This is a genomic window from Pseudomonas sp. RtIB026 (assembly GCF_016861355.2).
GTDB lineage: Bacteria > Pseudomonadota > Gammaproteobacteria > Pseudomonadales > Pseudomonadaceae > Aquipseudomonas > Aquipseudomonas peradeniyensis.
In genome coordinates, this window is sequence record NZ_AP023348.2 from 5,545,615 (window position 1) to 5,569,081 (window position 23,467).

A 23,467-nucleotide genomic window follows, 5' to 3' on the forward strand; every position below is an offset into this window, starting at 1 on the left:
TTTTGCCTGTCGCGGCACGAAAAAGACGGACAAAGGATCTGCCATGCGCCTGACCACACTGTGTTCCACCCTGCTTGCCCTCGGCCTGCTGAGCCAGGCCCCGGCGAGCCTCGCCAACAACCTGGTGTTCTGCTCCGAGGGCAGCCCGGCGGGCTTCGACACCGCCCAGTACACCGCGGCCACCGACAACGACGCCGCCGAGCCGATCTACAACCGCCTGGTCGAGTTCGAGCGTGGCGGCACCGCCGTGCAGCCGGGCCTGGCCACCGACTGGCAGGTGTCCGAGGACGGCCTGAAGTACACCTTCCACCTGCGACCCGGGGTGAAGTTCCACGCCAACAAGGACTTCAAGCCCACCCGCGACTTCAACGCCGACGACGTGCTGTTCACCTTCAACCGCATGCTCGACAAGAACCACCCCTTCCGCCAGGCCTACCCCACCGAGTTCCCGTACTTCATCAGCATGGGCCTGGACAAGAACATCGCCAGCGTCGAGAAGACCGACCCGCTGACCGTGGTCTTCACCCTCAACAAGGTCGACGCCGCGTTCCTGCAGAACATCGCCATGGCCTTCGCCGCGATCCTCTCCGCCGAGTACGCCGATCATCTGCTGGCCGGCGGCAAGGCCAGCGACATCAACCAGAAGCCGATCGGCACCGGCCCGTTCGTGTTCCAGCGCTACCAGAAGGATTCGCAGATCCGCTTCAAGGGCAACAAGGACTACTGGGCGCCGGACCGGGTGAAGATCGACAACCTGATCTTCTCCATCAACGTCGACCCCTCGGTACGTATCCAGAAGCTGCGCAAGAACGAATGCCAGGTAACCCTGCACCCACGCCCCGCCGATCTGCCAGCGCTTTCGACCGACAAGCAGCTGCAGGTGATGACCCAGCCTGGCTTCAACCTCGGCTACATCGCCTACAACACCCAGCACCCGCCATTCGACCGGCTGGAGGTGCGCCAGGCCATGGACATGGCGGTGAACAAGGAAGCCATCATCGGCGCGGTTTATCAGAGCGCCGGCCAAGCCGCATCGAACGCCATGCCGCCGACCCAGTGGTCCTACGACAAGTCGATCAAGGACGCGCCCTTCGACCCGGAAAAAGCCAAGCAGCTGCTCAAGCAGGCCGGGGTCAAGGAAGGTACCGAGATCACCCTGTGGGCCATGCCGGTGCAGCGCCCCTACAACCCCAACGCCAAGCTGATGGCCGAAATGCTCCAGTCCGACTGGAGCAAGCTCGGCTTCAAGGTGCGCATTGTCAGCTACGAGTGGGGCGAGTACCTCAAGCGCATGAAGAACGGCGAGCACGACATCGCCCTGATCGGCTGGACCGGCGACAACGGCGACCCGGACAACTGGCTGGGCACGCTGTTCAGCTGCGACGCCATCGGCAGCAACAACTACTCGCTGTGGTGCGACGCGCAGTACGACGCCCTGGTCAAGAAAGCCAAGCAGGTCACCGACCGCGACCAGCGCACCAGCCTCTACGAACAAGCCCAGCAACGTCTCAAGCAACAGGTGCCGATCACCCCGGTCGCGCACTCCACGGTCAACCAGCCGCTGAGCATCAGCGTGAAAGACTTCAAGGTCAGCCCCTTCGGACGCAACGTTTTTTCCGGCGTCAGCATCGATTGACCCTGCATTGCCCGGCCGGGAGTGCGACCCACTCCCGCGCCCGCGTGCAGCCCGGATTTGCCTGGCAACCCCAAGGCAGACACTGCAGTACCGCGTCACCGTGACAAGCCCGGCCCACGAGGTCGGGTGATAACTAAAAAAATATCAGGGAGCTTTCATGTTGATTCGTACCACCACCACCGCACTGGCCTTGTCCGTGGGCGCCTTCTGCGCCCTCGCCCAGGCCGAACCGATGAGCCAGGACTTCGTGCCGATCGCGCTCAAATCCAGCAGCGAGCAGGCCGAAGCCAAGGGCTTCATCGATGGCCAGAGCCTGTCCGGCAGCACCCGCAACTGGTACGCCCGCGAACGCGCCACCCGCGCGCCGCTGTGGAAGTACACCAAGAGCGACGGCACCCGCCACGACACCCACAGCCGTGACAACTGGGTCCAGGGCACCATCCTCAACTACAGCTCGGGCTTCACCGAAGGTACCGTGGGCTTCGCCGTCGAGGCCGCAGCCTACAACGCCATCGCCCTCGAGCAAGGCCGCGCCGCCGTGGCCGGCCCGAACAACCGTACGCTGACCCACAGCGATGGTGATCCCATCGGCCAGTGGAGCAAGATGGGCCTGGGCAACGTCAAGGCGCGCATCTCCAACACCACGCTGACCGTGGGCCGCCAGTCGGTGGACACGCCGATGATCGCCTATATCGGCAACCGTGCGCTGCCTTCGAGCTTCCAGGGTGCGTTCCTGCACAGCGCCGAATTCGAGAACCTGTCGTTCGATGTGGGTACCTTCGACCGCGTCTCGCCGCGTACCGAGCAGAGCCTGAGCAAGTTCCGCAGCGAATACGGCAACGGTGTGGAAACCGACCGCGCCAGCACCGTCGGCATCAACTACCAGCCGCTCAAGAGCCTGACCACCAGCCTCTACGCCACCAAGGTCGAGGACTTCTGGAACCAGTACTACTTCGGCGCCAACCACGTGCTGGGCGACAGCGCGGTGCTGAGCCTGACCACCGGTCTGAACTACTACAAGACCGTGGACGAAGGCAGCAAGAAGATGGGCGAGATCGATAACGACACCTACAGCCTGTCGTTCGGCCTGACCCACCAGGCCCACACCCTCACCGCCTCCTGGCAGCAGGTCAACGGCAACGAGTACTTCGACTACCTGCACGAAACCAACGGCATCTACCTGGCCAACTCCCTGCTGTCGGACTTCAACGGCCCGAACGAGAAATCCCTGCAGATCAGCTATGTGCTGAACATGGCGCCGTATGGCGTGCCGGGCCTGAAGTTCAACGTCTACAACGCCCGCGGCTGGGACATCGACGGTACCCACTACAAGGGCACCGCCTATGACGTCCGTGGCCAGGACGGCGAAAACCACTACGAGTGGGGCATCGGCACCAGCTACGCAGTACAGAGCGGCATGCTGAAGGACACCACCATCCGCGCCACCTATACCGCCCACCGTGCCAGCAAGGCACAGAGCGACGGCAGCCTCGACGAGTTCCGCGTCGTCACCACCATTCCGTTCAACATCCTCTGACCGTTGGCGCCACGGCCCGCCTCCCCACGGGCCGTGGCGGCTACGCTGGAACTAGCACTGCAGGGAGGTTCCATGAAAATGCTACCGCTACGTGCTGCCTTGGCAGCCGTCATCCTGGGCGCCGCATCGAATCTGGCGGCCAAGCCGCTGGTGGTGTGCACCGAAGCCAGCCCGGAAGGCTTCGACATCGTCCAGTACACCACCGCCGTCACCGCCGACGCCACGGCCGAGGCCATCTTCAACCGCCTGGTCGACTTCAAGCCCGGCACCACCGAGATCCAGCCGGCCCTGGCCACGAGCTGGGAGGTCAGCCCCGACGGGCTGGTGTACACCTTCCACCTGCGCGAAGGCGTCAAGTTCCACACCACCGACTACTTCAAGCCGACCCGCGACTTCAACGCCGATGACGTGCTGTGGAGCCTGAACCGCCAGTTGAAGAAAGACCACCCGTGGCACGACAAGACCAGCGTCGGCTACCCCTATTTCGAGAGCATGGCCTTCAAGGACCTGCTCAAGTCGGTCGAGAAGACCGATGACCACACCGTGGTGATCACCCTGACCCGCCCGGAAGCGCCCTTCCTGCGCGACCTGGCCATGGCCTTCACCTCGATCTACTCCGCCGAGTACGGCGACCAGCTGCTCAAGGCCGGCAAGACCGGCGACCTCAACAGCAAGCCGGTCGGCACCGGCCCGTTCGTGTTCCAGCGCTACAGCAAGGATGCCCAGGTTCGCTACAAGGCCAACCCGGACTACTTCCGCGGCAAGCCGCCGGCCGACGGGCTGATCTTCGCCATCGCCACCGACAGCAACGTGCGCCTGCAGAAACTGCGCGCCAACGAGTGCCAGATCGCCCTGTACCCCAAGCCTGACGACGTGCCGGGGATCAAGACCGATCCGAAACTCAAAGTTGCCGAGATCGAGGCGCTGGTCACCGGCTATATCTCGATGAACACCCAGCACAAGTACCTGAGCGACGTGCGCGTGCGCAAGGCGATCAACATGGCCTTCGACCGCCAGACCCACGTCGACCAGCTGTTCGGCAAGGGCAACGCGCTGCCGGGCGTCAACCCGTACCCGCCGACCATGATCGGCTACAACACCGACAACAAGAACCCGCCCCACGACCTCGACAAGGCCCGCGCCCTGCTCAAGGAAGCCGGCGTGCCGGAAGGCACCGTGATCACCCTGTTCACCCGCAACGGCGGCGGCCCGACCAACCCCAACCCGCGCCTGTCGGCCGAAATGCTCCAGTCCGACCTGGCCAAGATCGGCATCAAGCTCGACATCCGCGTGATGGAATGGGCCGAGATGCTGCGTCGCGCCAAGAAGGGCGAGGCCGACCTGGTGTCGGCGGGCTGGGCCGGCGATAACGGCGACCCGGACAACTTCCTCACGCCGATGCTCAGCTGCGATGCGGTCAAGAGCGGCGAAAACTACGCGCGTTGGTGCAACCAGAAATTCCAGGACCTGATCACCCGCGCCCGCGAAGTGATCGACAACGACGAACGCGCCAGGCTCTATAACGAGGCTTTGGCGGTGTACGATGAAGACCAGCCGTGGATCAGCATGGCCCACCCGAAGATGTTCACCGCCATGCGCGAGAACGTCGAAGGCTATGTGATCAACCCACTGACCAACAACAACTTCGCCACCACCCAGGTGAAGTAGAACAACAACAGCCGCCGGACCTTGTGCAAGAGGCCCCGGCGGCGCGCCGTTACCGGCTGATGAGGTACCCCTGACAATGTTGAGTTTTATTGCCCGACGCCTGGGCCTGCTGATCCCGACCTTCTTCGGTATCACCCTGCTGACCTTCGCGCTCATACGCCTGATCCCCGGCGACCCGGTCGAGGTGATGATGGGCGAGCGCCGTGTCGACCCCGAAATGCACGCCCAGGCCATGGAGCGCCTGGGCCTGAACAAACCGCTGCCGGCCCAGTACCTGGACTATGTCGGCAAGCTCGCCCAGGGCGACCTGGGCGAATCCCTGCGCACCCGTGAAAGCGTATGGAACGAATTCCTCACCCTGTTCCCGGCAACGCTGGAGCTGGCCATGGCCGCCCTGCTGTTCGCCGGGGTCATCGGCCTGCTGGCCGGGGTGATCGCCGCGCTCAAGCGCGGCTCGCTGTTCGACCACGGGGTGATGGGGATCTCGCTGGCCGGCTACTCGATGCCGATCTTCTGGTGGGGCCTGATCCTGATCATGTTCTTCTCGGTAAGCCTGGGCTGGACACCGGTCTCCGGGCGCATCGACCTGCTCTACGACATCGAGCCGAAAACCGGCTTCATGCTCATAGACACCCTGCTCAGCGACGAGGAAGGCGCGTTCAAGGACGCGGTGATGCACCTGATCCTGCCGGCCATCGTACTGGGCACCATCCCGCTGGCGGTGATCGCCCGGATGACCCGTTCGTCGATGCTCGAAGTGCTGCGCGAGGACTACATCCGTACCGCCCGCGCCAAGGGCCTGTCGCCGTCGCGCGTGGTGTTCATCCACGGCCTGCGCAACGCGCTGATCCCGGTACTGACCGTGTTCGGCCTGCAGGTCGGCACGCTGCTGGCCGGCGCCGTGCTCACCGAAACCATCTTCTCCTGGCCGGGCATCGGCAAATGGCTGATCGAAGCCATCGGTGCCCGTGACTACCCCGTGGTCCAGAACGGCATCCTGTTGATCGCCTGCCTGGTGATCCTGGTCAACTTCGTCGTGGACATCCTCTACGGCCTGGCCAACCCACGCATCCGTCATCAGCGCTGAGGACTCCGCCATGACCAGCCCGATTCCGAAATCCGTCACCCCGCCCAGCGTGGTTGACCAAAGCTTGCTCTATCCCTCGCCGTACAAAGAGTTCTGGCAGGCCTTCTCGCGCAACAAGGGCGCGGTGGCCGGCCTGGCCTTCATGACCCTGGTGGTGTTCTGCGCCCTGTTCGCCCCCTGGGTCGCGCCGCACAACCCCAGCGAGCAATACCGCGACTTCCTGCTCACCCCGCCGGTGTGGCTCGAAGGCGGCACCTGGCAGTTCATCCTCGGCACCGACGAACTGGGTCGCGACCTGCTCTCGCGGCTGATCCAGGGCGCCCGCCTGTCGCTGCTGATCGGCCTGTCGTCGGTGGTGATGTCGCTGATCCCGGGTATCCTGCTGGGCCTGCTGGCCGGCTTCTTCCCGCAGATCCTCGGCCCCTCGATCATGCGCCTGATGGACGTGATGCTGGCCCTGCCGTCGCTGCTGCTGGCCGTGGCCATCGTCGCCATCCTCGGCCCAGGCCTGATCAACACGGTGATCGCCATCGCCATCGTCTCGCTGCCCTCCTACGTGCGCCTGACCCGCGCCGCGGTGATGGGCGAGCTGAACCGCGACTATGTCACCGCCGCGCGCCTGGCCGGCGCCGGCCTGCCACGCCTGATGTTCGTCACCGTGCTGCCCAACTGCATGGCGCCGCTGATCGTCCAGGCAACGCTGAGCTTCTCCTCGGCGATCCTCGACGCCGCCGCCCTGGGCTTCCTTGGCCTTGGCGTCCAGCCGCCGACCCCCGAGTGGGGCACCATGCTGGCCTCGGCCCGCGACTACATCGAGCGCGCCTGGTGGGTGGTGAGCCTGCCCGGCCTGACGATCCTGCTCAGTGTGCTGGCAATCAACCTGATGGGCGACGGCCTGCGCGACGCGCTGGACCCGAAACTCAAGAACGCCGCCTGAGGAGAACGCCATGTCACTGTTGCAGATCAACAACCTGAACGTGCGCTTCGGCGACGCCAATGCCGTGCCCGTGGTGGACGGCCTCGAGCTGAGCGTGGACGCCGGCGAGATCCTCGCCATCGTCGGCGAGTCCGGCTCCGGCAAGTCCGTCACCATGATGGCCCTGATGGGCCTGATCGACGCCCCCGGGCGCATCACCGCCGACGTGCTCAACTTCGACGGCATCGACATGCTCAAGCTCAGCGGCCGCCAGCGCCGCAAGGTGGTGGGCAAGGACATCGCCATGGTCTTCCAGGACCCGATGACCGCGCTCAACCCCAGCTACACCGTGGGCTACCAGATCGAGGAAGTGCTGCGCCAGCACCTCGGTCTGAAGGGCAAGGCCGCGCGCCAGCGTGCCCTGGAGCTATTGAAGAAGGTCGAGATCCCAGCCGCCGAAAGCCGCCTGGACGCCTACCCGCACCAGCTGTCCGGCGGCATGAGCCAGCGCGTGGCAATCGCCATGGCCATTGCCGGCGAGCCGAAACTGCTGATCGCCGACGAGCCGACCACCGCCCTGGACGTGACCATCCAGGCGCAGATCATGGAGCTGCTGGTCAACCTGCAAAAAGAGCGCAACATGGCGCTCATTCTCATCACCCACGACCTGGCGGTGGTTGCCGAGACCGCCAAGCGCGTGTGCGTGATGTACGCGGGCCAGGCCGTCGAAGTCGGCCAGGTGCCGGAGCTGTTCGACATCCCCGCCCACCCGTACAGCGAAGCGCTGCTGGCGGCCATTCCCGAGCACAGCATCGGCGCCGAGCGCCTGGCCACCCTGCCCGGCATCGTCCCCGGTCGCTATGACCGGCCGCAGGGCTGCCTGCTGTCGCCGCGCTGCCCTTATGTGCAGGAAAACTGCCGCCGGCAGCGCCCGGCCCTCGATCCCCAGGCTCACAGCCTGGTGCGTTGCTTCTATCCGCTGAACCAGGAGGTGGCGTGATGGCCGTCGTTCTTTCCGCTCGTGAGCTGACCCGCCACTACGAAGTCTCCCGCGGCATGTTCAAGGGCCATGCGCTGGTCCGCGCGCTCAATGGTGTGTCGTTCGAATTGGAGGCCGGCAAGACCCTGGCCGTGGTCGGCGAGTCCGGCTGCGGCAAATCGACCCTGGCCCGGGCCCTGACCCTGATCGAGGAACCCTCCTCCGGCTCGCTGCAGATCGCCGGCCACGAGGTCAAGGGCGCCAGCAAGGACCAGCGCAAGCAACTGCGCCGCGACGTGCAGATGGTGTTCCAGAGCCCCTACGCCTCGCTCAACCCACGGCAGAAGATCGGCGACCAGCTCGCCGAGCCGCTGCTGATCAACACCTCGCTGAGCAAGACCGAGCGCCGCGAGAAAGTGCAGAAGATGATGGAGCAGGTGGGCCTGCGCCCCGAGCACTACCAGCGCTATCCGCACATGTTCTCCGGCGGCCAGCGCCAGCGTATCGCCCTGGCCCGGGCGATGATGCTGCAACCCAAGGTGCTGGTGGCCGACGAACCCACCTCGGCGCTGGACGTGTCTATCCAGGCCCAGGTGCTGAACCTGTTCATGGACCTGCAGAAGGAGTTCAACACCGCCTACGTGTTCATCTCCCACAACCTGGCGGTGGTGCGCCATGTGGCGGACCAGGTGCTGGTGATGTACCTCGGGCGGCCGGCGGAGATGGGGCCGAAGGAGGATATCTACGAGAAGCCGCTGCACCCGTACACCCAGGCGCTGTTGTCGGCGACCCCGGCGATCCATCCGGATCCTCTGAAGCCGAAGATCCGCATTGCCGGCGAACTGCCCAACCCGTTGAATCCGCCGGATGGCTGCGCGTTCCACAAACGTTGCCCGTATGCCACCGAGCGTTGTGCCAAGGAAGTGCCGGCGTTGCGACAGGTGAGTACGCGGCAGGTGGCTTGCCACTATGCCGAGCAGTTCCTCTAGATAGCTGGGGCTGCTTCGCAGCCCTTTCGCGGCACAAGGCCGCTCCTACAGGTGAACGCAACCCCCTGTAGGAGCGGCCTTGTGCCGCGAAAGGGCCGCAAGGCGGCCCCTGGGCTCTCAATGCATAAAGAACCAGATCAGGATGATCACCGGAATCGGCACCCCAATCATCCACAGCAGTATCGAGCGCATGGCCGTTCTCCTCGTTCGGTGTTGAACAAAAGAGGTGCACCCTGCATGCCAGCTGTATCAAAAAATTACACGCATATGAATCAAAGCCTTAGCCGGTAACCGCTTGCAGAAACCGTGCAAAATGCCGGATCCGTGGCCTTGCGCCTGGGTTTTCTGCAATGCACTATCAAGCCCATGACCGCCACTCCCCTCCCCGACGGCCCCGGGCAGACCCCGCTCACCGCCGACACCGTCATGCGCTACCACCTGTGCTGGAAGCATCGCGACCTGGACGGGGTGATGGCCCTCTACCACCCACATGTCCAGTACCACGACTTCTTCCAGAACCGCGTGCTCGGCTTCGACGAGCTGCGCGACTACGTGCGCGCCTGCCTGCCCCATGAAGCCGGCGAGGACATCGTCCACAGCGACCGTATCCGCGTCGACGGCTGCACCGCGTTCATCCAGTACCAGGTCACGGTCCAGGGTGGCGAGGGATTGGTGGCGTTCCAGTCCAGCGAGGCGATCACGGTCAGGGACGGGTTGATCTGGCGGGTCAACGAATACGCCACCCTGGTACGCCAGGGCGGCAACGCCAGCCTGCCGGACGGCCCGCGTCCGGCCACCAGCCGCCTGGGCCTGTCACCGCGCCAGCTGTCGACCATGGCCCAGGACCTGGAGCACTACTTCCAGGCCCAACGCCCCTATCTCGACCCGGAACTCGACCTGCAGCATGTCGCCGACGCAAGCGGCTACAGCCGCAACCAGATCTCCTACCTGCTCAACCAGGTGCTCGGCCAGAGTTTCTACCGGTACGTAAACCAGGCGCGCCTGCAACACCTGATGGCCAGCCTAGGCGACGGCAGTGTGCGCACGCCCATCGACGAACTGGCGTTCAATGCCGGCTTCAACTCGCTGTCGGCCTTCTACAAGTGCTTCCGCGAACACACCGGCCTGTCGCCCAAGGCGTATCTGAAGCAAATTTCCCTGCGTGCACGCACGTAAGACAGCCCCGCCCGCGCTTCACTAGGATCGCCCACAGACCCCAGCGGATGTGGAGCCCGACCCGATGCAACCCCTGCGCACGATCAGCCTGTGGATGGACCAGCTCGACGAGCCCCTGTGCGCACGCCCCGCACTGCACCAGGACCTGGACCTCGATGTGTGCATCATCGGCGCCGGCTACACCGGCCTGTGGACCGCCTACTACCTCAAGCGCCAGGCACCTCAGCTGAACATCGCCGTGATCGAAGCCAATATCGCCGGCTTCGGCGCCTCCGGGCGCAACGGCGGCTGGCTGATGGGCAACCTGCTGGGCGAGGACCGCCTGCTTGCCACGCTCTCGCCGCAACAGCGGCGTGAGAGCATCGACCTGCTGCACGGCATCCCCGACGAAGTCCACGACGTGCTGCTGCGCGAAGGTATCGCCTGCGACTTCCGCAAAGGCGGCGTGCTCTACTGCGCCGCACGTTACCCGGAACAGGAGCGCAGCCTGCGCGCCTGGCTCGATGATCTCTACCGCCAGGGCATGAACGAGGACGACTACCGCTGGCTGCGCCCCGAACAGCTGGATGCCCAGTTGAAGGTGAGCAATCCCTACGGTGCCCTCTACAGCCCGCATGTCGCCACGATCCAACCGGCCAGATTGGTGCGCTGCCTGGCGCGGACGGTCGAGGCCATGGGCGTGCCGATCTACGAGAACACCCCGGCCATCGACTGGCAGACCGGCGAAGTGCGCACCCCGCTGGCGCGTATCCGCAGCCACTGGGTGGTGCCGGCCGTCGAAGGCTACGCCGCCAGTCTGCCACCGCTCGGGCGGCACCAGTTGCCGGTGCAGAGCCTGCTCGTGGCCACCGAGCCGCTGCCCGAGTCGACCTGGGAACAGATCGGCCTGAGCCAGGGCCAGGCCTTCAGCGAAAACAGCCGCCAGGTCACCTACGGCCAGCGCAGCGCCGACAACCGCCTGGTGTTCGGCGCCCGCGGCGGCTACCGCTTCGGCGGTCGCCTGCGCGAAGACTTCACCCTCACCGACAACGAGGTCGAACTGCGCCGCTACCTGTTCGGCGAACTGTTCCCGCAGCTCAAGCATGTGCGCATCACCCACTCCTGGGGCGGCAACCTGGGCATGGCCCGGCGCTTTCGCCCACATATGCTGTGTGACCGCCAGCGCGGCATCGCCTTGTCCGGTGGCTACGGCGGCGAAGGCGTCGGCGCCACCAACCTGGGCGGGCGCACCCTGGCCGCGCTGATCCTCGGCCAACACAACGAACTCACGGCCCAGCCCTGGGTGCACGACAACCGCCCGTTGTCGAGCCTGGCCAGCTGGCCACCGGAGCCCTGCCGCTGGCTGGGCTACAACGCAATCATCCAGAGTTTCGTCCACGAGGACCGGACCCTCGCCAACCCGGCCAGCGCCCCCTGGCGGCGGCGCCTGGCCAGCGGTTTGGCCGACTTCATGGAAGGTTTCATGCACTGACTTCCCTTCATCACCACACAGGATCCACCGGTCATGAGCATCACCCAGTTCAAGCACACCGACAGCGCCATTCTGGACAGCTCCACCCCGGTCGCCGTGCCCCTCGGCGAGCCGGTCGCGGTCACCTCGGTCACTTGCGTCGAACGCAGTGACGGCGTCGAGACCGGAATCTGGGAGTGCACCCCGGGGCGCTGGCGGCGGCAGATCGTGCAGCAGGAGTTCTGCCACTTCCTCAAGGGCCGCTGCACCTTCACCCCGGACGGTGGCGAGCCACTATTCATAGAAGCCGGAGACGCCCTGATGCTACCGGCCAACAGCCTCGGCACCTGGGATATCCAGGAGACCGTGCGCAAGACCTACGTACTGATTTTCTGATCCGCTGATCGCCTGCCTTCGATAACAACAGACAAAGCAAGGTAACCCCGACATGCGCACGCTCCTTATCGCTCCTCTGATGCTGGCCGCAGGCGTGGCTGGCGCCGCCGACTCGGTGAAGATCTACAACTGGTCGAGCTATATCGCCCCGGACACCCTGAAGAGCTTCCAGCAAACCACCGGCATCGTGCCCACCTACGATGTGTTCGACAGCAACGAGACCCTCGACGGCAAATTGATGACCGGCAACTCCGGCTACGACGTGGTGTTCCCTTCCAACCACTTCATGGCCCGGCAGATCCAGGGCAAGGCCCTGAAAAAACTGGACAAGTCGCAGCTGCCGAACTGGAAGAACCTCAACCCGGTGCTGCTCAAGGCCCTGGAGGTGAACGACCCTGGCAACCAGTACGGCTTCCCGTACCTGTGGGGCAGCACCGGGATCGGCTACAACATCGACAAGGTCAAGGCGGTGCTCGGCGACAGCGCCCCCATCGATTCGTGGGACCTTTTCTTCAAGCCCGAATATCTTTCCAAGCTCAAGAGCTGCGGCGTGGCGGTGCTGGACAATGGCCCCGAGCTGCTGCCGATCGCCCTGCACTACCTGGGTTTGCCGCACCACAGCCAGAACCCGGCCGACTACGACAAGGCCAAGGCACTGCTGATGAAAGTGCGCCCGTACATCAGCTACTTCCATTCCTCGAAGTACACCGGCGACCTGGCCAATGGCGACGTGTGCCTGGTGGTGGGCTTCTCGGGTGACGTGCTGCAGGCGAAGAACCGTGCCGAGGAGGCGAAGAACGGGGTGAAGGTGGGCTACTCGATCCCGAAGGAAGGCGCGCCGATGTGGTTCGACATGGTCGCCATGCCGGCCGATGCGCCCAACGAGAAGGCCGGCTACGCCTACATGAACTACCTGTTGCAGCCGCAGGTGATGGCGAACATCAGCAACTTCGTGCAGTACGCCAATGGCAACCAGCAAGCTGACACGCTGGTGGACCCGGCGATGAAGGGCAACACGATGATCTACCCGAGCGCGGATGTGATGGGCAAGCTGTATGCGCTGGAGGCGATGCCGGCGAAGATCGACCGCATTCGCACACGCATCTGGACCAGTATCAAGGCCGGGAATTGATTGCAGGCATTACGCGCCCCCTGTAGGAGCTGCCTTGTGCCGCGAAAGGGCCGCGTAGCGGCCCCAGGGTTCAGTGTTAGGCAAAGATCTCTGGGGCCGCTTTGCGGCCCTTTCGCGGCACAAGGCCGCTCCTACAGGGTCAAGTGCAGGCCTGCGGAATCAATGATGCTCGCGGGTCGCGCGGAACTTGATGTCCGGCCAGCGCTCTTCCATCAGCGCCAGGTTGACCCGGGTCGGGGCCAGGTAGGTCAGGTGACCGCCACCGTCGATGGCCAGGTTCTCCACGGCCTTGTTCTGGAATTCCTCGAGCTTCTTCTTGTCGTCGCAGCTGATCCAGCGCGCCGACCAGACGGTGATCGGCTCGTAGGCGCACTCGACCTTGTATTCTTCCTTCAGGCGGCTGGCGACCACGTCGAACTGCAGCACGCCGACCGCGCCAAGGATGATGTCGTTGCTGCGCTCGGGGAAGAACACCTGGGTCGCGCCCTCTTCGGCCAACTGCTGCAGGCCCTGGCGCAGTTGCTTGGATTTCAGCGGATCCTTCAGGCGCACGCGGCGGAACAGCTCCGGGGCGAAGTGCGGGATACCGGTGAAGCCCAGCGCCTCGCCTTCGGTGAAGGTGTCGCCAATCTGGATGGTGCCGTGGTTGTGCAGGCCGATGATATCGCCGGCATAGGCTTCTTCCAGTTGCTCGCGCTCGGAGGAGAAGAAGGTCAGCGCGTCACCGATGCGCACGTCCTTGCCGGTCCGCACGTGACGCATTTTCATGCCCTTCTCGTACTTGCCCGAGCAGATGCGCATGAAGGCGATACGGTCGCGGTGTTTCGGGTCCATGTTCGCCTGGATCTTGAACACGAAGCCTGAGAACTTCTCTTCCACCGGCTCCACGGTACGCTCGTGGGCGACACGGGCCAGTGGGCGCGGCGCCCAGTCGACAACGGCGTCGAGCACATGGTCGACTCCGAAGTTGCCCAGTGCGGTACCAAAGAACACCGGCGTCAGTTGGCCATTGATGAACTCGTCCTGATCGAACTCATGGCAGGCACCCTGTACCAGCTCCAGCTGCTCGAGGAAGCGATCGTACTCGTCACCCAGGTGCGCACGGGCTTCATCGGAGTCGAGCTTCTCGATGATCTTCGCCTCGGTACGCTCATGGCCGTGGCCCGGGGTGTAGACAATGATGTAGTCGCCGGCCAGGTGGTACACGCCCTTGAAGTCGCGGTAGCAACCAATCGGCCAGGTGATCGGCGCGGCCTTGATCTTCAGCACCGCCTCGATCTCGTCGAGCAGTTCGATCGGGTCGCGGATGTCACGGTCGAGTTTGTTGATGAAGCTGACGATGGGCGTGTCGCGCAGGCGGCAGACGTCCATCAGGGCGATGGTACGCGGCTCTACACCCTTACCGCCGTCGAGCACCATCAGCGCCGAGTCCACCGCGGTCAGGGTGCGGTAGGTATCTTCCGAGAAGTCCTCGTGGCCGGGGGTGTCGAGCAGGTTGATCATGTGCTCGCGGTAGGGGAACTGCATCACCGAGGTGGTGATGGAGATACCGCGCTGCTTCTCCATTTCCATCCAGTCGGAGGTGGCGTGGCGGTCGGACTTGCGCGACTTCACGGTGCCCGCGACGGCGATCGCCTTGCCCATCAGCAGGAGCTTTTCGGTGATGGTGGTCTTACCGGCGTCGGGGTGGGAAATGATTGCGAAAGTGCGGCGCTTCGCGACTTCGGCGGCCTGGTTGGTCATGGGAAATCGCCTGACTGGGGATTCAAAAAGGGGCGATATCATACCTGAAGTCGGGCGTCAGGCCAAAACAAGCCCCAACGGTTCGACCCAATTCGCCCCTGCCGCATTGGTTAACCATCGACAAGCGAATCGCCGGCAAGCCCCTCGATGGTTATAGGAGCGCGGCCAGGCAGATGAGCGACCAGCTCCAGTCTCCCCCCCATGGCTTCCAGATAGTCACGCAACGTAGAGATCAACATATCGCTACGGTTCTCGAACCTGGAAACATTGCCCTGACGAACGTCAAGGCGCTCGGCCATGCTTTCCTGGGTGATCTCGAGTTGTTTACGCAAGGCCTGAAGCGTCATTTCCTCACGAATCAGTTCGCGACCACGCTCCTCGATTCTTGCCCTGCGCTCAGGCGTCAGCTCGTTCATCACGTCTTCAAGTGTCTTGTACATTTATCAACCTCTGGACAAATGTCGATCAAACCGTTCATCGGCACGGGTAATCAGGCTTCCATAAAATCTACGCTCATTGATGCCAGCCTTGTCCCCCGCAACGAGCAGCAACGCGGAGCGCGAACGATCGAAAGCGAATGCGACTCGCCATACACCGCCATCTGCGTTGAACCTCAACTCTTTCATGTTCGAATGCCTCGAGCCCTTCAGCGTGTCCACATGTGGACGCCCCAATGCGGGGCCAAAATGCTTGAGCAGATGGAGCTGCGCCAGCAATTCATTCTGTACCACCTCGGTCAACACCTGCAGCTCGGCATTGAACTCCCGGCACATTCCAATAGACCACCCCATTAAAATACCTCTAAGGGAATATTCCCTCAAGCGCATATCAAGATTCTTCGAGAAGAAATCCTGAACATCTGCAAGATGCCTCGATAGCAGGTACTTCAACGTCTCAACGTAATATTTACGCTTGATTTTCGCGTGAAATTTCCTACAGCCCAGTGATTAGCACTGGCCAAACGCCGCCCCAGATGGGAACCTTTCCCTCCACGGAGACGTCCACTCCCCTGCAACCCGCTTCGGTTCAGGGCTGGTTTCACCTGCTTCACGAGCCCGACGGGGTTCGGCTCATGGCCTGATGCCGCGCATCGGGCTGCTGCTCGCGACCACGCTGCCCGCCGCCAGGAATGGCCGGCCACACGGGGGTGTGATCGCCGACTATAAAAAAGGAGTCCGCCTGTGGCTGCACGCTACGGAAAAGGGCTGTTGGGATGGGCCGCCGTGCTCGTCATCCTGGCCCTGCTGGTCCACTGGATCGGCATCGACACGATCGACCGCTACCGCGACGATCTTGGGTTCTACCTGCAAGCGCACCTGGTCCTGGTGCTGGCTTCGATGGCGGCGGCGCTGGCCGTGGGCATCCCCGCCGGCATTGCCTTGAGTCGACCGCACCGGGTCGACAAGGCCGAGCGCTTCATGCAGTTTTTCAACGTTGGCAACACCATTCCTCCCCTGGCCGTCCTGGCCATCGCCCTGAGTATCCTGGGCATCGGCGCGGGTCCTGCGATCTTCGCGCTGTTCCTCGCCTCCCTGCTGCCCATCGTGCGCAATACCTACGAGGGCCTGAAAAACGTCCCCGCCTCGCTCAAGGAAGCCGCCACCGGCATCGGCATGACCCCGCGCCAGCAGCTGTGGCAGGTGGAACTGCCCAATGCCGTGCCGATCATCGTCGGCGGCGTGCGCGTGGCCCTGGCGCTGAACGTGGGTACGGCGCCGCTGGCGTTTTTGATCGGCGCCAACAGCCTGGGCAGCCTGATCTTCCCCGGCATCGCCCTGAACAACCAGCCGCAGCTGTTGCTGGGCGCCGCGTGTACCGCGCTGCTGGCCCTGGCGCTCGACGCGCTGGTGAGTTTCTCCAGCAAGCGCTGGCTGGAACGTGGCCTGGCCCGATAACGAGAGGGAAACCATGAAGAAGACAATCGCCCTGTTGCTGGGCGCGGTCCTGCTATGCGCAGGCTTTGCCCAGGCGGCGGAAAAACCGCTGATCCGCATCGGCGCGCGGGTGTTCACCGAACAGACCGTGCTCGCCGAAATCACCGCCCAGTACCTGCGCGCCAACGGCTTCGACGTGCGGGTGACCGCCGGCCTTGGCAGCAACATCGCCCGCCAGGCCCAGGAAACCGGTCAGCTCGACCTGATGTGGGAATACACCGGGGTCTCGCTGGTGTCCTACAACCATATCGACGAACGCATGCCCAGCGCCGAGGCCACCTACGCCCGGGTCAAAAAACTCGACGCAGAAAAAGGACTGGTCTGGCTGACTCCGTCGAAATTCAGCAACACCTACGCCCTGGGGCTGCCCAGGCAGGTCGCTGCGACCTACCCGCAGGTCAACACCATCAGCGATCTCAACCAGGTACTGCGTGACGAGCCCGGCCGCAACCACCTGGTGGCGCTGGACACCGAGTTCGCCAACCGCCCCGATGGCCTGGTCGGCCTGCGCGAGATGTACGGGCTGCCCCTGGACCGGCGCAACATCCGCCAGATGGATGGCGGCCTGGTCTACACCGCAATGCGCAACAACCAGGTGTTCGCCGGCCTGGTCTACACCACCGATGGGCGCCTGGACGCCTTCGACCTCAAGCTACTGGAAGACGACAAGCACTACTTCCCCGACTACACCGCAGCGCCCGTGCTGCGCAAGGCGGTGCTCGACGCCCACCCGCAACTGGCCACCCTGCTCGAGCCATTGGCCAATCAGCTCGACGACCAGACCATGCGCAAGCTCAACGCCCAGGTCGATGTCGAGCATCAGAGCCCGACCGTGGTCGCCGCGGCATTCCTGCGTGAGCATTCACTCGGCGAGGTACAACCATGAACCTGCTCGACACCTTTGCCCACCTCGACTGGGCGCAGGTCCTGCAACTGACCTGGCAGCACATCATGCTGGTCGGCATCGCGGTGAGCCTGGCCATCATCGTCGGCGTGCCGCTGGGCATCCTGATGACCCGCTTCCCGGTGTTCGCCGGCCCCCTGCAGGCCAGCGCCACGGTGTTGCTGACCATCCCCTCGATTGCCCTGTTCGGCCTGCTGCTGCCGTTCTATTCGAAGTTCGGCCAGGGCCTGGGACCGCTGCCGGCGATCACCGCCGTGTTCCTTTATTCACTGCTGCCGATCCTGCGCAACACCTACCTGGCCCTGACCAACGTCGAACCGGGCATCCGCGAGGCCGCACGCGGCATCGGCATGACCTTCGGCCAGCGCCTGCGCATGGTCGAGTTGCCCATCGCCGTGCCGGTGATCCTCGCCGGCGTGCGCACTGCCGTGGTGATGAACATCGGCGTGATGACCATCGCCGCGACCATCGGCGCCGGCGGCCTGGGCGTGCTCATCCTCACCGCCATCAGCCGCAGCGACATGTCGATGCTGCTGGTCGGCGCCGTACTGGTCAGCCTGCTGGCGATCATCGCTGACCTGCTCCTGCAAACCCTGCAACGTGCCCTGACTCCGGAAGGACTGCGCCCATGATCGAACTGAAGAACCTCAGCAAGACCTTCAACGTCAACGGCAAGGACGTCAAAGCCGTCGACGCGGTCAGCCTCACCGTCAACGAAGGGGAAATCTGCGTGTTCCTCGGCCCCTCGGGCTGCGGCAAGAGCACCACGCTGAAGATGATCAACCGCCTGATCACCCCGACCGCCGGCCAGGTGTTCATCAATGGCGAGGACACCAGCGCGCTGGACGAAGTGACCCTGCGCCGTCATATCGGCTACGTGATCCAGCAAATCGGCTTGTTCCCCAACATGACCATCGAAGAGAACATCACCGTGGTCCCGCGCCTGCTCGGCTGGGACAAGCAGCGCTGCCACGACCGCGCCCGCGAGCTGATGCACATGATCAAGCTCGAGCCCAAGCAGTACCTGCAGCGCTACCCACGCGAACTCTCCGGTGGCCAGCAGCAGCGCATCGGCGTGATCCGCGCCCTGGCCGCCGAGGCGCCGGTGCTGTTGATGGACGAGCCATTCGGCGCGGTCGACCCGATCAACCGCGAGATGATCCAGAACGAGTTCTTCGAGATGCAGCGGGCACTGAACAAGACCGTGATCATGGTCAGCCACGACATCGACGAGGCCATCAAGCTGGGCGACAAGATCGCCATCTTCCGCGCAGGCAAGTTGCTTCAGCTGGATCACCCGGACACCTTGCTGGCCCATCCGGTGGACGATTTCGTCAGCAACTTCGTCGGCCAGGACAGCACGCTCAAGCGCCTGCTGCTGGTCCGCGCCGAGGATGCCGCGGACAACGCGCCATCGGTGAGCCCGGAAACAGCGGTGAGCGACGCGCTGGAACTGCTGGACGAGCATGACCGCCGATACGTGGTGGTCACCGATGGGCAGAACAAGGCGTTGGGCTATGTGCGCAGGCGCGACATGCACCGCCAGCAGGGGACGTGCGGGGATTTCCTGCGGACGTTCAATGCCACCGCGGCCCATGACGAGCACTTGCGCATCCTGCTGTCGCGGATGTACGAGTTCAACCGGGCATGGTTGCCGGTGCTGGATGCCGAAGGGATGTTCTTGGGGGAGGTGACGCAGGAGTCGATTGCGGCGTACCTGAGTTCTGGACGCTCGCGGGGTGGCAAGACCAGTATCGTGTCGCCGGCTGAAGCAGTGGCCTCCTGATAGAAAGCCGGGGGCGCTTTGCGCCCCTTCGCGGCACAAGGCCGCTCCTACAGGGGACCGCATTCCATTGTAGGAGCGGCCTTGTGCCGCGAAAGGACCGCAAAGCGGTCCCATTCAGAATCCTACACTGGCCTGCACATAGAACGTGCGCGGCTCACCCACATAGATCCCGGCGTTGTTGTCGCTGGAACGGGTGAAGTACTGCTTGTCGAAGAGGTTCTTCACCCCCGCCGCCAGCTTCAGGTTCGACAGCTGCGGCCCGAAGTCATAGCCGCCACGGGCATGCCAGGTCACGTACCCCGGAATATCGCCATACTGCCCGTCGGCACTCGGCTCGGTGATGTAGTCACCGTTGAAGCTGCCGTTGGCATTGATCCCGGTCCCCGGCGCGCGCTGCTTGGATTGGGCGTAGGCATCCAGGTTCCAGGTCCAGCGGTTGACGGCGTAACGCAGCCCGGCGGTGGCTATCTGGCGCGAGTAGAACGGCAGGTCGCGCCCCTTGAAGCCGGGAATCTCCCCTTCATAGGTAGCGCGGGTGTAGGTGTAGCCACCATTGACCGACAGGCCTTCCAGGCGCGGATCGAGCCCGGCCAGGTCGTAGCGCACCGAGGCCTCGATGCCCTGGTGCTTGGTCGCCCCCAGGTTGGTCCAGCCGACATCGTTGCTGATGTACTGCAGCTCGTCGTCGAAGTCGATGTAGAACGCGGTCAGCTCACCGGCAAAACCGCCGTTGTCGTAGCGCGTACCCACTTCGTAGGTCTTGGCTTTTTCCGGCTCAAGGCCATTGGCCGTGCTGTTGCCGGTACCGCCCTGGCCCAGCTGGAAATACTGCAGGCTGCCGAACGAGGTCTCGTAGTTGGCGAACAGCTTCCAGGCGTCGGACATGTGGTACATCACGCTCAGCGCCGGCAGCGGTTCGTTGCTGGTGATGCTGCGATTCTTCTCCGGCACCGGGCGGTAGTTGGCGTCCGGCACCGGGCGGTCGCGCCAGTCGGTGTTGATGTGCTCGAAGCGGATGCCCGGGGTGATGGTCCAGTTGCCGACGTCGATCTTGTCGTCGATGTAGTAGGCGCTGGCCTCGGTGCCGCCGCTGCGGTCCTGGAACACATGGCCGTCGGAGGTCGGGGTGACGGTGGGCACATTGTCGACCAGGGCCAGGCGCGTGGATTGCTCGCGCATGGCTTCCTTCAGGTAGCGATAGCCGACGCTGACTTCCTGGGTGGTCGGGCCGACGAAGAAGATCCGCGACAGGCGTGGCTCGATGGCGAAGGTGTGGTAGTTGCGCGGGTACGACGACAGGGTCTTCATGTCGCGCGCGGCGATGGCGCTGCCACGGAAGCTGTCGGTGTAGTAGGTCAGCACCTCGAACTGGGTGGCGTCGTCGATCTGGCGCAGCCACTTGAACGACACATCCTTGCGTCGACCGCTGAAGTAGTCGTAGTCACGCACCGACTGGTAGGGGTCGTGGTCGTACTGGGCCTGGGTCAGCCCGCCAGGCATGTCGGCACGGCCGTCGTAGTAGTGGAAGTTGAGCCAGAACTCGTCGACATCGGTCGGTGCCCAGTGGGTCTTGAGCATCACGTCGTCGATATCGTTGTCGTTGTTGCTGCTGCGGTAGCCGTCACCGTTTACGCCGGTGTACAGCAGCGCCACGCCCATGCCGTTATCGGCGGTGCCACCGACGAAGGCCGATTCGGTATGTTTCCAGCCGCCATGGCGGGAAGTCTCCAGGGTGGTGGACAACTCGCCGGTCGCCTTCTCGGGAATCGCCCGGGTCACGAAGTTGATCACCCCGCCGACGTTCTGCGGTCCGTAGCGCACGGAACCGGCGCCGCGTACCACATCGATGCTGTCGAGGTTGCCCGAGGAGATCGGCGCCATCGACAGCTGCGGCTGGCCGTAAGGGGCGAAGGCCGCCGGGATGCCGTCGATCAGCACGGTCGAACGCGGCGACAGGCGCGAGGTAAGGCCGCGCACGCCGACGTTCAGCGACAGGTCGCTGCCGCCGGTGCCGTTGGAGTCCTGCACCTGCACGCCCGGAATGCCGCGCAGGGCGTCGCGCACGTTCATCGTGCCCTTCTCCACCATCGCTTCGCGGCGCACCACGGTGCGCGCGCCAGGATGGTTCTGCACCACGCTCTGCTGGGCGTCGCCCAGCCAGTCACCGACCACTTTCACATCGGTGGGCGCCAGCTCCAGGCTGCCGGTGGTCAGGCTGCCGGCGGCCTGGACCGGCTTGACCACCACGGTGTCCGCGGACTGCTCGAAAGTCAGCCCGCTGCCTTGCAGCAGTTGCTGCAGGGCCTGCTCCGGCGCCAGGTTGCCGGACACCGCCGGGGCCTGCTTGCCGTCCACCAGCTCGGGGCTGAAGAACAGTTGCAGGTTGGTCTGCTGGCCAAGCTGCTTGAGCGCGCCCGCCAGCGGCTGGGCCTGGATCTGGATGGTATCGGCGTAGCTGTTGCCAGCGGCGGCGCTGACCGCCAGGGCAAGCGCCAGGCGGCGCAGCTGGAGAAGGGGCTTATTGTTGTTCACGTCTTCGAGAGGTCCTGAGAGTCGGGATAAACGCCAACCGCATGCAAATGTAAATGCTTGGCAGTTGCAGCTGGCGGGGAAGACGAACGAACGGAAAAAAACCTGAATTTATTTCAGAACAATTTCGCTGGAGCCATCCGGACGGGTGTTCACCTGCACCGGCAGGATGCTTGGCAACGCCCGCAGCAGCGCGTCCGGGTCATCGGTGCTGAAGGTGCTCGACAGGCGTAGCGCGGCGGCCTTGCCGGGTGCCACATGCAGCGGCTGGGCGCGATAGCGCGAGACCTCCGCCGCCACCTCGCTCAGCGGCGCGTTGTCGAACACCAGCTTGCCCTGGCGCCAGGCGGTCACGGCGTTGGCGTCGACTGCATAGGGCGCGGCGACCTTGCCCTGGGCGTCGATGTGCGAACCCTGCCCGGCACCGAGCAGCGCCAGCGACTCGGCCGCGCCCTGCACCTTCACCGAACCCTGCTCCACCGCCACGCGGGTGCTGGTCGGCTCCTGGCGCACATCGAAGCGGGTGCCGGTGACGGTGACCTCGCCCTGTGCGGTGCTCACCACGAATGGTCGGCCACTGTCGTGGGCAACGATGAACATCGCCTCGCCCGCAGCCAGGCGCACATGGCGACGCCCCGAAGAGAACATCACCTGCACCTGGGTGGCACTGTTGAGTTCCAGCCGTGATCCGTCCGGCAGCTCGACCGGACGCCGCTCGCCCAGGGCTGTAGTCAACGTGTCCTGATGGTTGAGCTGCTGATACTGCCAACCCGTCCAGCCCAGCCCCAGCGCGACCACCGCCACGCCGGCCGCCAATGCCTGGCGCAGCAGGCGGCGGCGTGGGAGCTGGCGCACCGGCTCGGGCTGGCACAGCGCTTCGAGGCGTTGTCGGGGGATGAAATCGGCGGCGCGCCACAGCTGCACCAGGCGCTGGTATTCCTCGCGATGGCGTGGGTGCTGCGCCAGCCATGCCTGCAAGGCCTGCTGCACGGCGCTGTCATGCGGCGTTTCCTGGGCCCGGGCAAACCAGCTGGCCGCCTGCTCGCCCACGGGATCGGGCGCATGCTGTCTGATCAATGGGCTCTCCTGACTCATCTGGCCGACACATCCAGGTGCTCACGCAGATGTCGGAGCGTGCGGATCATATACTTTTCGACCATGTTCTTGGTCAAACCCATGCGCTCGGCGATCTCTGCCTGGGTCAGGCCCTCGAGCTTCTGCCAGATGAACACCCGGCGGCAGTTCAGCGGCAGTTCGGCCAGCGCCCGCTCGACGCTGTCGGCCAGTTCCAGGGCATGCACGTAGGCCTCCGGGTCGCTGCCATTGGCGGCGCCGTCGGCGAACGCCTCAAGTTCCAGCGCCTGGCGACGGTCCTCGCGGCGAAAGCCATCGACGGCGATGTTGCGGGCGGTCTGGTGCAGGTAGGCACGCGGCTGCTCGACCTGCTCGTTGGGGTTTTCCAGAACCCGGACAAAGGCGTCGTGAGCGAGGTCCTCGGCCTGCTGACGACTGCGCAACTTGCGCGTCCAGGTGCCGATCAGCTCATGGTAGTGGTCGAGGAAGCCTTTGTGTCCGGACACGTTCGGGGTCGTCAGGGAGGCAGAT

At 64.3% G+C, this 23,467-nt stretch carries 21 protein-coding genes; 15 read left to right on the plus strand and 6 right to left on the minus strand.

Features of this window, described 5'->3' with window-relative positions:
• The first annotated feature begins 43 nt into the window (after positions 1-43).
• The 11 genes from PRtIB026_RS24850 (at position 44) to PRtIB026_RS24900 (ending at position 12,966) form a co-directional block, all read left to right on the plus strand.
• A complete protein-coding gene (locus tag PRtIB026_RS24850; protein WP_203650762.1) occupies positions 44-1,636 on the plus strand; it encodes an ABC transporter substrate-binding protein in 1,593 nt (530 codons plus the stop codon).
• Positions 1,637-1,793: 157 nt separating this feature from the next.
• On the plus strand, positions 1,794-3,173 hold the full coding sequence (locus PRtIB026_RS24855) for an OprD family porin (protein WP_203650760.1): 1,380 nt from the start codon (positions 1,794-1,796) through the stop codon (positions 3,171-3,173).
• Positions 3,174-3,245: 72 nt separating this feature from the next.
• Complete coding sequence (locus tag PRtIB026_RS24860) at positions 3,246-4,841, plus strand: ABC transporter substrate-binding protein (protein ID WP_203650759.1); 1,596 nt, start codon at positions 3,246-3,248, stop codon at positions 4,839-4,841.
• 76 nt (positions 4,842-4,917) lie between these two features.
• On the plus strand, positions 4,918-5,928 hold the full coding sequence (locus tag PRtIB026_RS24865; protein WP_028689623.1) for an ABC transporter permease subunit: 1,011 nt from the start codon (positions 4,918-4,920) through the stop codon (positions 5,926-5,928).
• 10 nt (positions 5,929-5,938) lie between these two features.
• The gene (locus tag PRtIB026_RS24870; protein ID WP_028689622.1) at positions 5,939-6,865 is read left to right on the plus strand and encodes an ABC transporter permease subunit; all 927 of its coding nucleotides are present in this window, start codon (positions 5,939-5,941) and stop codon (positions 6,863-6,865) included.
• Positions 6,866-6,875: 10 nt separating this feature from the next.
• A complete protein-coding gene (locus tag PRtIB026_RS24875) occupies positions 6,876-7,844 on the plus strand; it encodes an ABC transporter ATP-binding protein (RefSeq protein ID WP_028689621.1) in 969 nt (322 codons plus the stop codon).
• Positions 7,844-8,812: a peptide ABC transporter ATP-binding protein gene (locus PRtIB026_RS24880; protein ID WP_110735730.1), complete on the plus strand. Its 969-nt coding sequence runs from the start codon at positions 7,844-7,846 to the stop codon at positions 8,810-8,812. Before PRtIB026_RS24875 ends, PRtIB026_RS24880 begins: the two co-directional genes overlap by 1 nt.
• Before the next feature lie 366 nt (positions 8,813-9,178).
• Positions 9,179-9,988, plus strand: coding sequence for a helix-turn-helix domain-containing protein (locus PRtIB026_RS24885; RefSeq protein WP_203650758.1), 810 nt, complete (start codon positions 9,179-9,181; stop codon positions 9,986-9,988).
• A gap of 64 nt (positions 9,989-10,052) precedes the next feature.
• A complete protein-coding gene (locus PRtIB026_RS24890) occupies positions 10,053-11,459 on the plus strand; it encodes an NAD(P)/FAD-dependent oxidoreductase (RefSeq protein WP_267813162.1) in 1,407 nt (468 codons plus the stop codon).
• A gap of 33 nt (positions 11,460-11,492) precedes the next feature.
• Complete coding sequence (locus PRtIB026_RS24895) at positions 11,493-11,834, plus strand: cupin domain-containing protein (RefSeq protein ID WP_203650757.1); 342 nt, start codon at positions 11,493-11,495, stop codon at positions 11,832-11,834.
• 52 nt (positions 11,835-11,886) lie between these two features.
• The gene (locus PRtIB026_RS24900; RefSeq protein ID WP_203650756.1) at positions 11,887-12,966 is read left to right on the plus strand and encodes a polyamine ABC transporter substrate-binding protein; all 1,080 of its coding nucleotides are present in this window, start codon (positions 11,887-11,889) and stop codon (positions 12,964-12,966) included.
• Between the two features lie 159 nt (positions 12,967-13,125).
• Here PRtIB026_RS24900 and PRtIB026_RS24905 read toward each other — a convergent pair whose 3' ends face one another.
• From PRtIB026_RS24905 to PRtIB026_RS24915, 3 genes are all read right to left on the minus strand, one after another.
• Positions 13,126-14,709 (minus strand): peptide chain release factor 3, encoded by a 1,584-nt coding sequence (locus PRtIB026_RS24905; RefSeq protein ID WP_203650755.1) that lies wholly within the window; start codon positions 14,707-14,709, stop codon positions 13,126-13,128.
• 110 nt (positions 14,710-14,819) lie between these two features.
• Positions 14,820-15,149 (minus strand): helix-turn-helix domain-containing protein, encoded by a 330-nt coding sequence (locus PRtIB026_RS24910; protein ID WP_203650753.1) that lies wholly within the window; start codon positions 15,147-15,149, stop codon positions 14,820-14,822.
• Positions 15,150-15,152: 3 nt separating this feature from the next.
• Complete coding sequence (locus tag PRtIB026_RS24915) at positions 15,153-15,599, minus strand: type II toxin-antitoxin system RelE/ParE family toxin (protein ID WP_234560402.1); 447 nt, start codon at positions 15,597-15,599, stop codon at positions 15,153-15,155.
• Positions 15,600-15,890: 291 nt separating this feature from the next.
• Here PRtIB026_RS24915 and PRtIB026_RS24920 point away from each other — a divergent pair, with 291 nt between their 5' ends.
• Genes PRtIB026_RS24920 through PRtIB026_RS24935 form a run of 4 tightly spaced genes read left to right on the plus strand, consistent with a single transcriptional unit; the run spans position 15,891 to position 19,333 of the window.
• A complete protein-coding gene (locus PRtIB026_RS24920) occupies positions 15,891-16,604 on the plus strand; it encodes an ABC transporter permease (protein WP_046854270.1) in 714 nt (237 codons plus the stop codon).
• Between the two features lie 13 nt (positions 16,605-16,617).
• Positions 16,618-17,529: a glycine betaine ABC transporter substrate-binding protein gene (locus PRtIB026_RS24925; RefSeq protein ID WP_203650750.1), complete on the plus strand. Its 912-nt coding sequence runs from the start codon at positions 16,618-16,620 to the stop codon at positions 17,527-17,529.
• Entirely contained in the window at positions 17,526-18,179 is a 654-nt protein-coding gene (locus PRtIB026_RS24930; RefSeq protein WP_203650748.1) for an ABC transporter permease, read from the plus strand. Before PRtIB026_RS24925 ends, PRtIB026_RS24930 begins: the two co-directional genes overlap by 4 nt.
• The gene (locus PRtIB026_RS24935; protein WP_203650746.1) at positions 18,176-19,333 is read left to right on the plus strand and encodes a betaine/proline/choline family ABC transporter ATP-binding protein; all 1,158 of its coding nucleotides are present in this window, start codon (positions 18,176-18,178) and stop codon (positions 19,331-19,333) included. The genes PRtIB026_RS24930 and PRtIB026_RS24935 overlap by 4 nt, the downstream gene beginning before the upstream one ends.
• Before the next feature lie 114 nt (positions 19,334-19,447).
• Here PRtIB026_RS24935 and PRtIB026_RS24940 read toward each other — a convergent pair whose 3' ends face one another.
• The 3 genes from PRtIB026_RS24940 to PRtIB026_RS24950 form a co-directional block, all read right to left on the minus strand.
• Positions 19,448-21,865: a TonB-dependent siderophore receptor gene (locus PRtIB026_RS24940; protein ID WP_203650744.1), complete on the minus strand. Its 2,418-nt coding sequence runs from the start codon at positions 21,863-21,865 to the stop codon at positions 19,448-19,450.
• A 108-nt stretch (positions 21,866-21,973) separates the two neighbouring features.
• Positions 21,974-22,936, minus strand: coding sequence for a FecR family protein (locus PRtIB026_RS24945; protein WP_203652593.1), 963 nt, complete (start codon positions 22,934-22,936; stop codon positions 21,974-21,976).
• 17 nt (positions 22,937-22,953) lie between these two features.
• The gene (locus tag PRtIB026_RS24950; protein WP_203650742.1) at positions 22,954-23,442 is read right to left on the minus strand and encodes a sigma-70 family RNA polymerase sigma factor; all 489 of its coding nucleotides are present in this window, start codon (positions 23,440-23,442) and stop codon (positions 22,954-22,956) included.
• Positions 23,443-23,467: the final 25 nt, after the last annotated feature.

Coding starts and splice junctions, on each gene's coding strand:
- PRtIB026_RS24850 (WP_203650762.1), top strand. CDS start 44: ATGCGCCTGACCACACTGTGTTCCACCCTGCTTGCCCTCGGCCTGCTG.
- PRtIB026_RS24855 (WP_203650760.1), top strand. CDS start 1,794: ATGTTGATTCGTACCACCACCACCGCACTGGCCTTGTCCGTGGGCGCC.
- PRtIB026_RS24860 (WP_203650759.1), top strand. CDS start 3,246: ATGAAAATGCTACCGCTACGTGCTGCCTTGGCAGCCGTCATCCTGGGC.
- PRtIB026_RS24865 (WP_028689623.1), top strand. CDS start 4,918: ATGTTGAGTTTTATTGCCCGACGCCTGGGCCTGCTGATCCCGACCTTC.
- PRtIB026_RS24870 (WP_028689622.1), top strand. CDS start 5,939: ATGACCAGCCCGATTCCGAAATCCGTCACCCCGCCCAGCGTGGTTGAC.
- PRtIB026_RS24875 (WP_028689621.1), top strand. CDS start 6,876: ATGTCACTGTTGCAGATCAACAACCTGAACGTGCGCTTCGGCGACGCC.
- PRtIB026_RS24880 (WP_110735730.1), top strand. CDS start 7,844: ATGGCCGTCGTTCTTTCCGCTCGTGAGCTGACCCGCCACTACGAAGTC.
- PRtIB026_RS24885 (WP_203650758.1), top strand. CDS start 9,179: ATGACCGCCACTCCCCTCCCCGACGGCCCCGGGCAGACCCCGCTCACC.
- PRtIB026_RS24890 (WP_267813162.1), top strand. CDS start 10,053: ATGCAACCCCTGCGCACGATCAGCCTGTGGATGGACCAGCTCGACGAG.
- PRtIB026_RS24895 (WP_203650757.1), top strand. CDS start 11,493: ATGAGCATCACCCAGTTCAAGCACACCGACAGCGCCATTCTGGACAGC.
- PRtIB026_RS24900 (WP_203650756.1), top strand. CDS start 11,887: ATGCGCACGCTCCTTATCGCTCCTCTGATGCTGGCCGCAGGCGTGGCT.
- PRtIB026_RS24905 (WP_203650755.1), bottom strand. CDS start 14,709: ATGACCAACCAGGCCGCCGAAGTCGCGAAGCGCCGCACTTTCGCAATC.
- PRtIB026_RS24910 (WP_203650753.1), bottom strand. CDS start 15,149: ATGTACAAGACACTTGAAGACGTGATGAACGAGCTGACGCCTGAGCGC.
- PRtIB026_RS24925 (WP_203650750.1), top strand. CDS start 16,618: ATGAAGAAGACAATCGCCCTGTTGCTGGGCGCGGTCCTGCTATGCGCA.
- PRtIB026_RS24930 (WP_203650748.1), top strand. CDS start 17,526: ATGAACCTGCTCGACACCTTTGCCCACCTCGACTGGGCGCAGGTCCTG.
- PRtIB026_RS24935 (WP_203650746.1), top strand. CDS start 18,176: ATGATCGAACTGAAGAACCTCAGCAAGACCTTCAACGTCAACGGCAAG.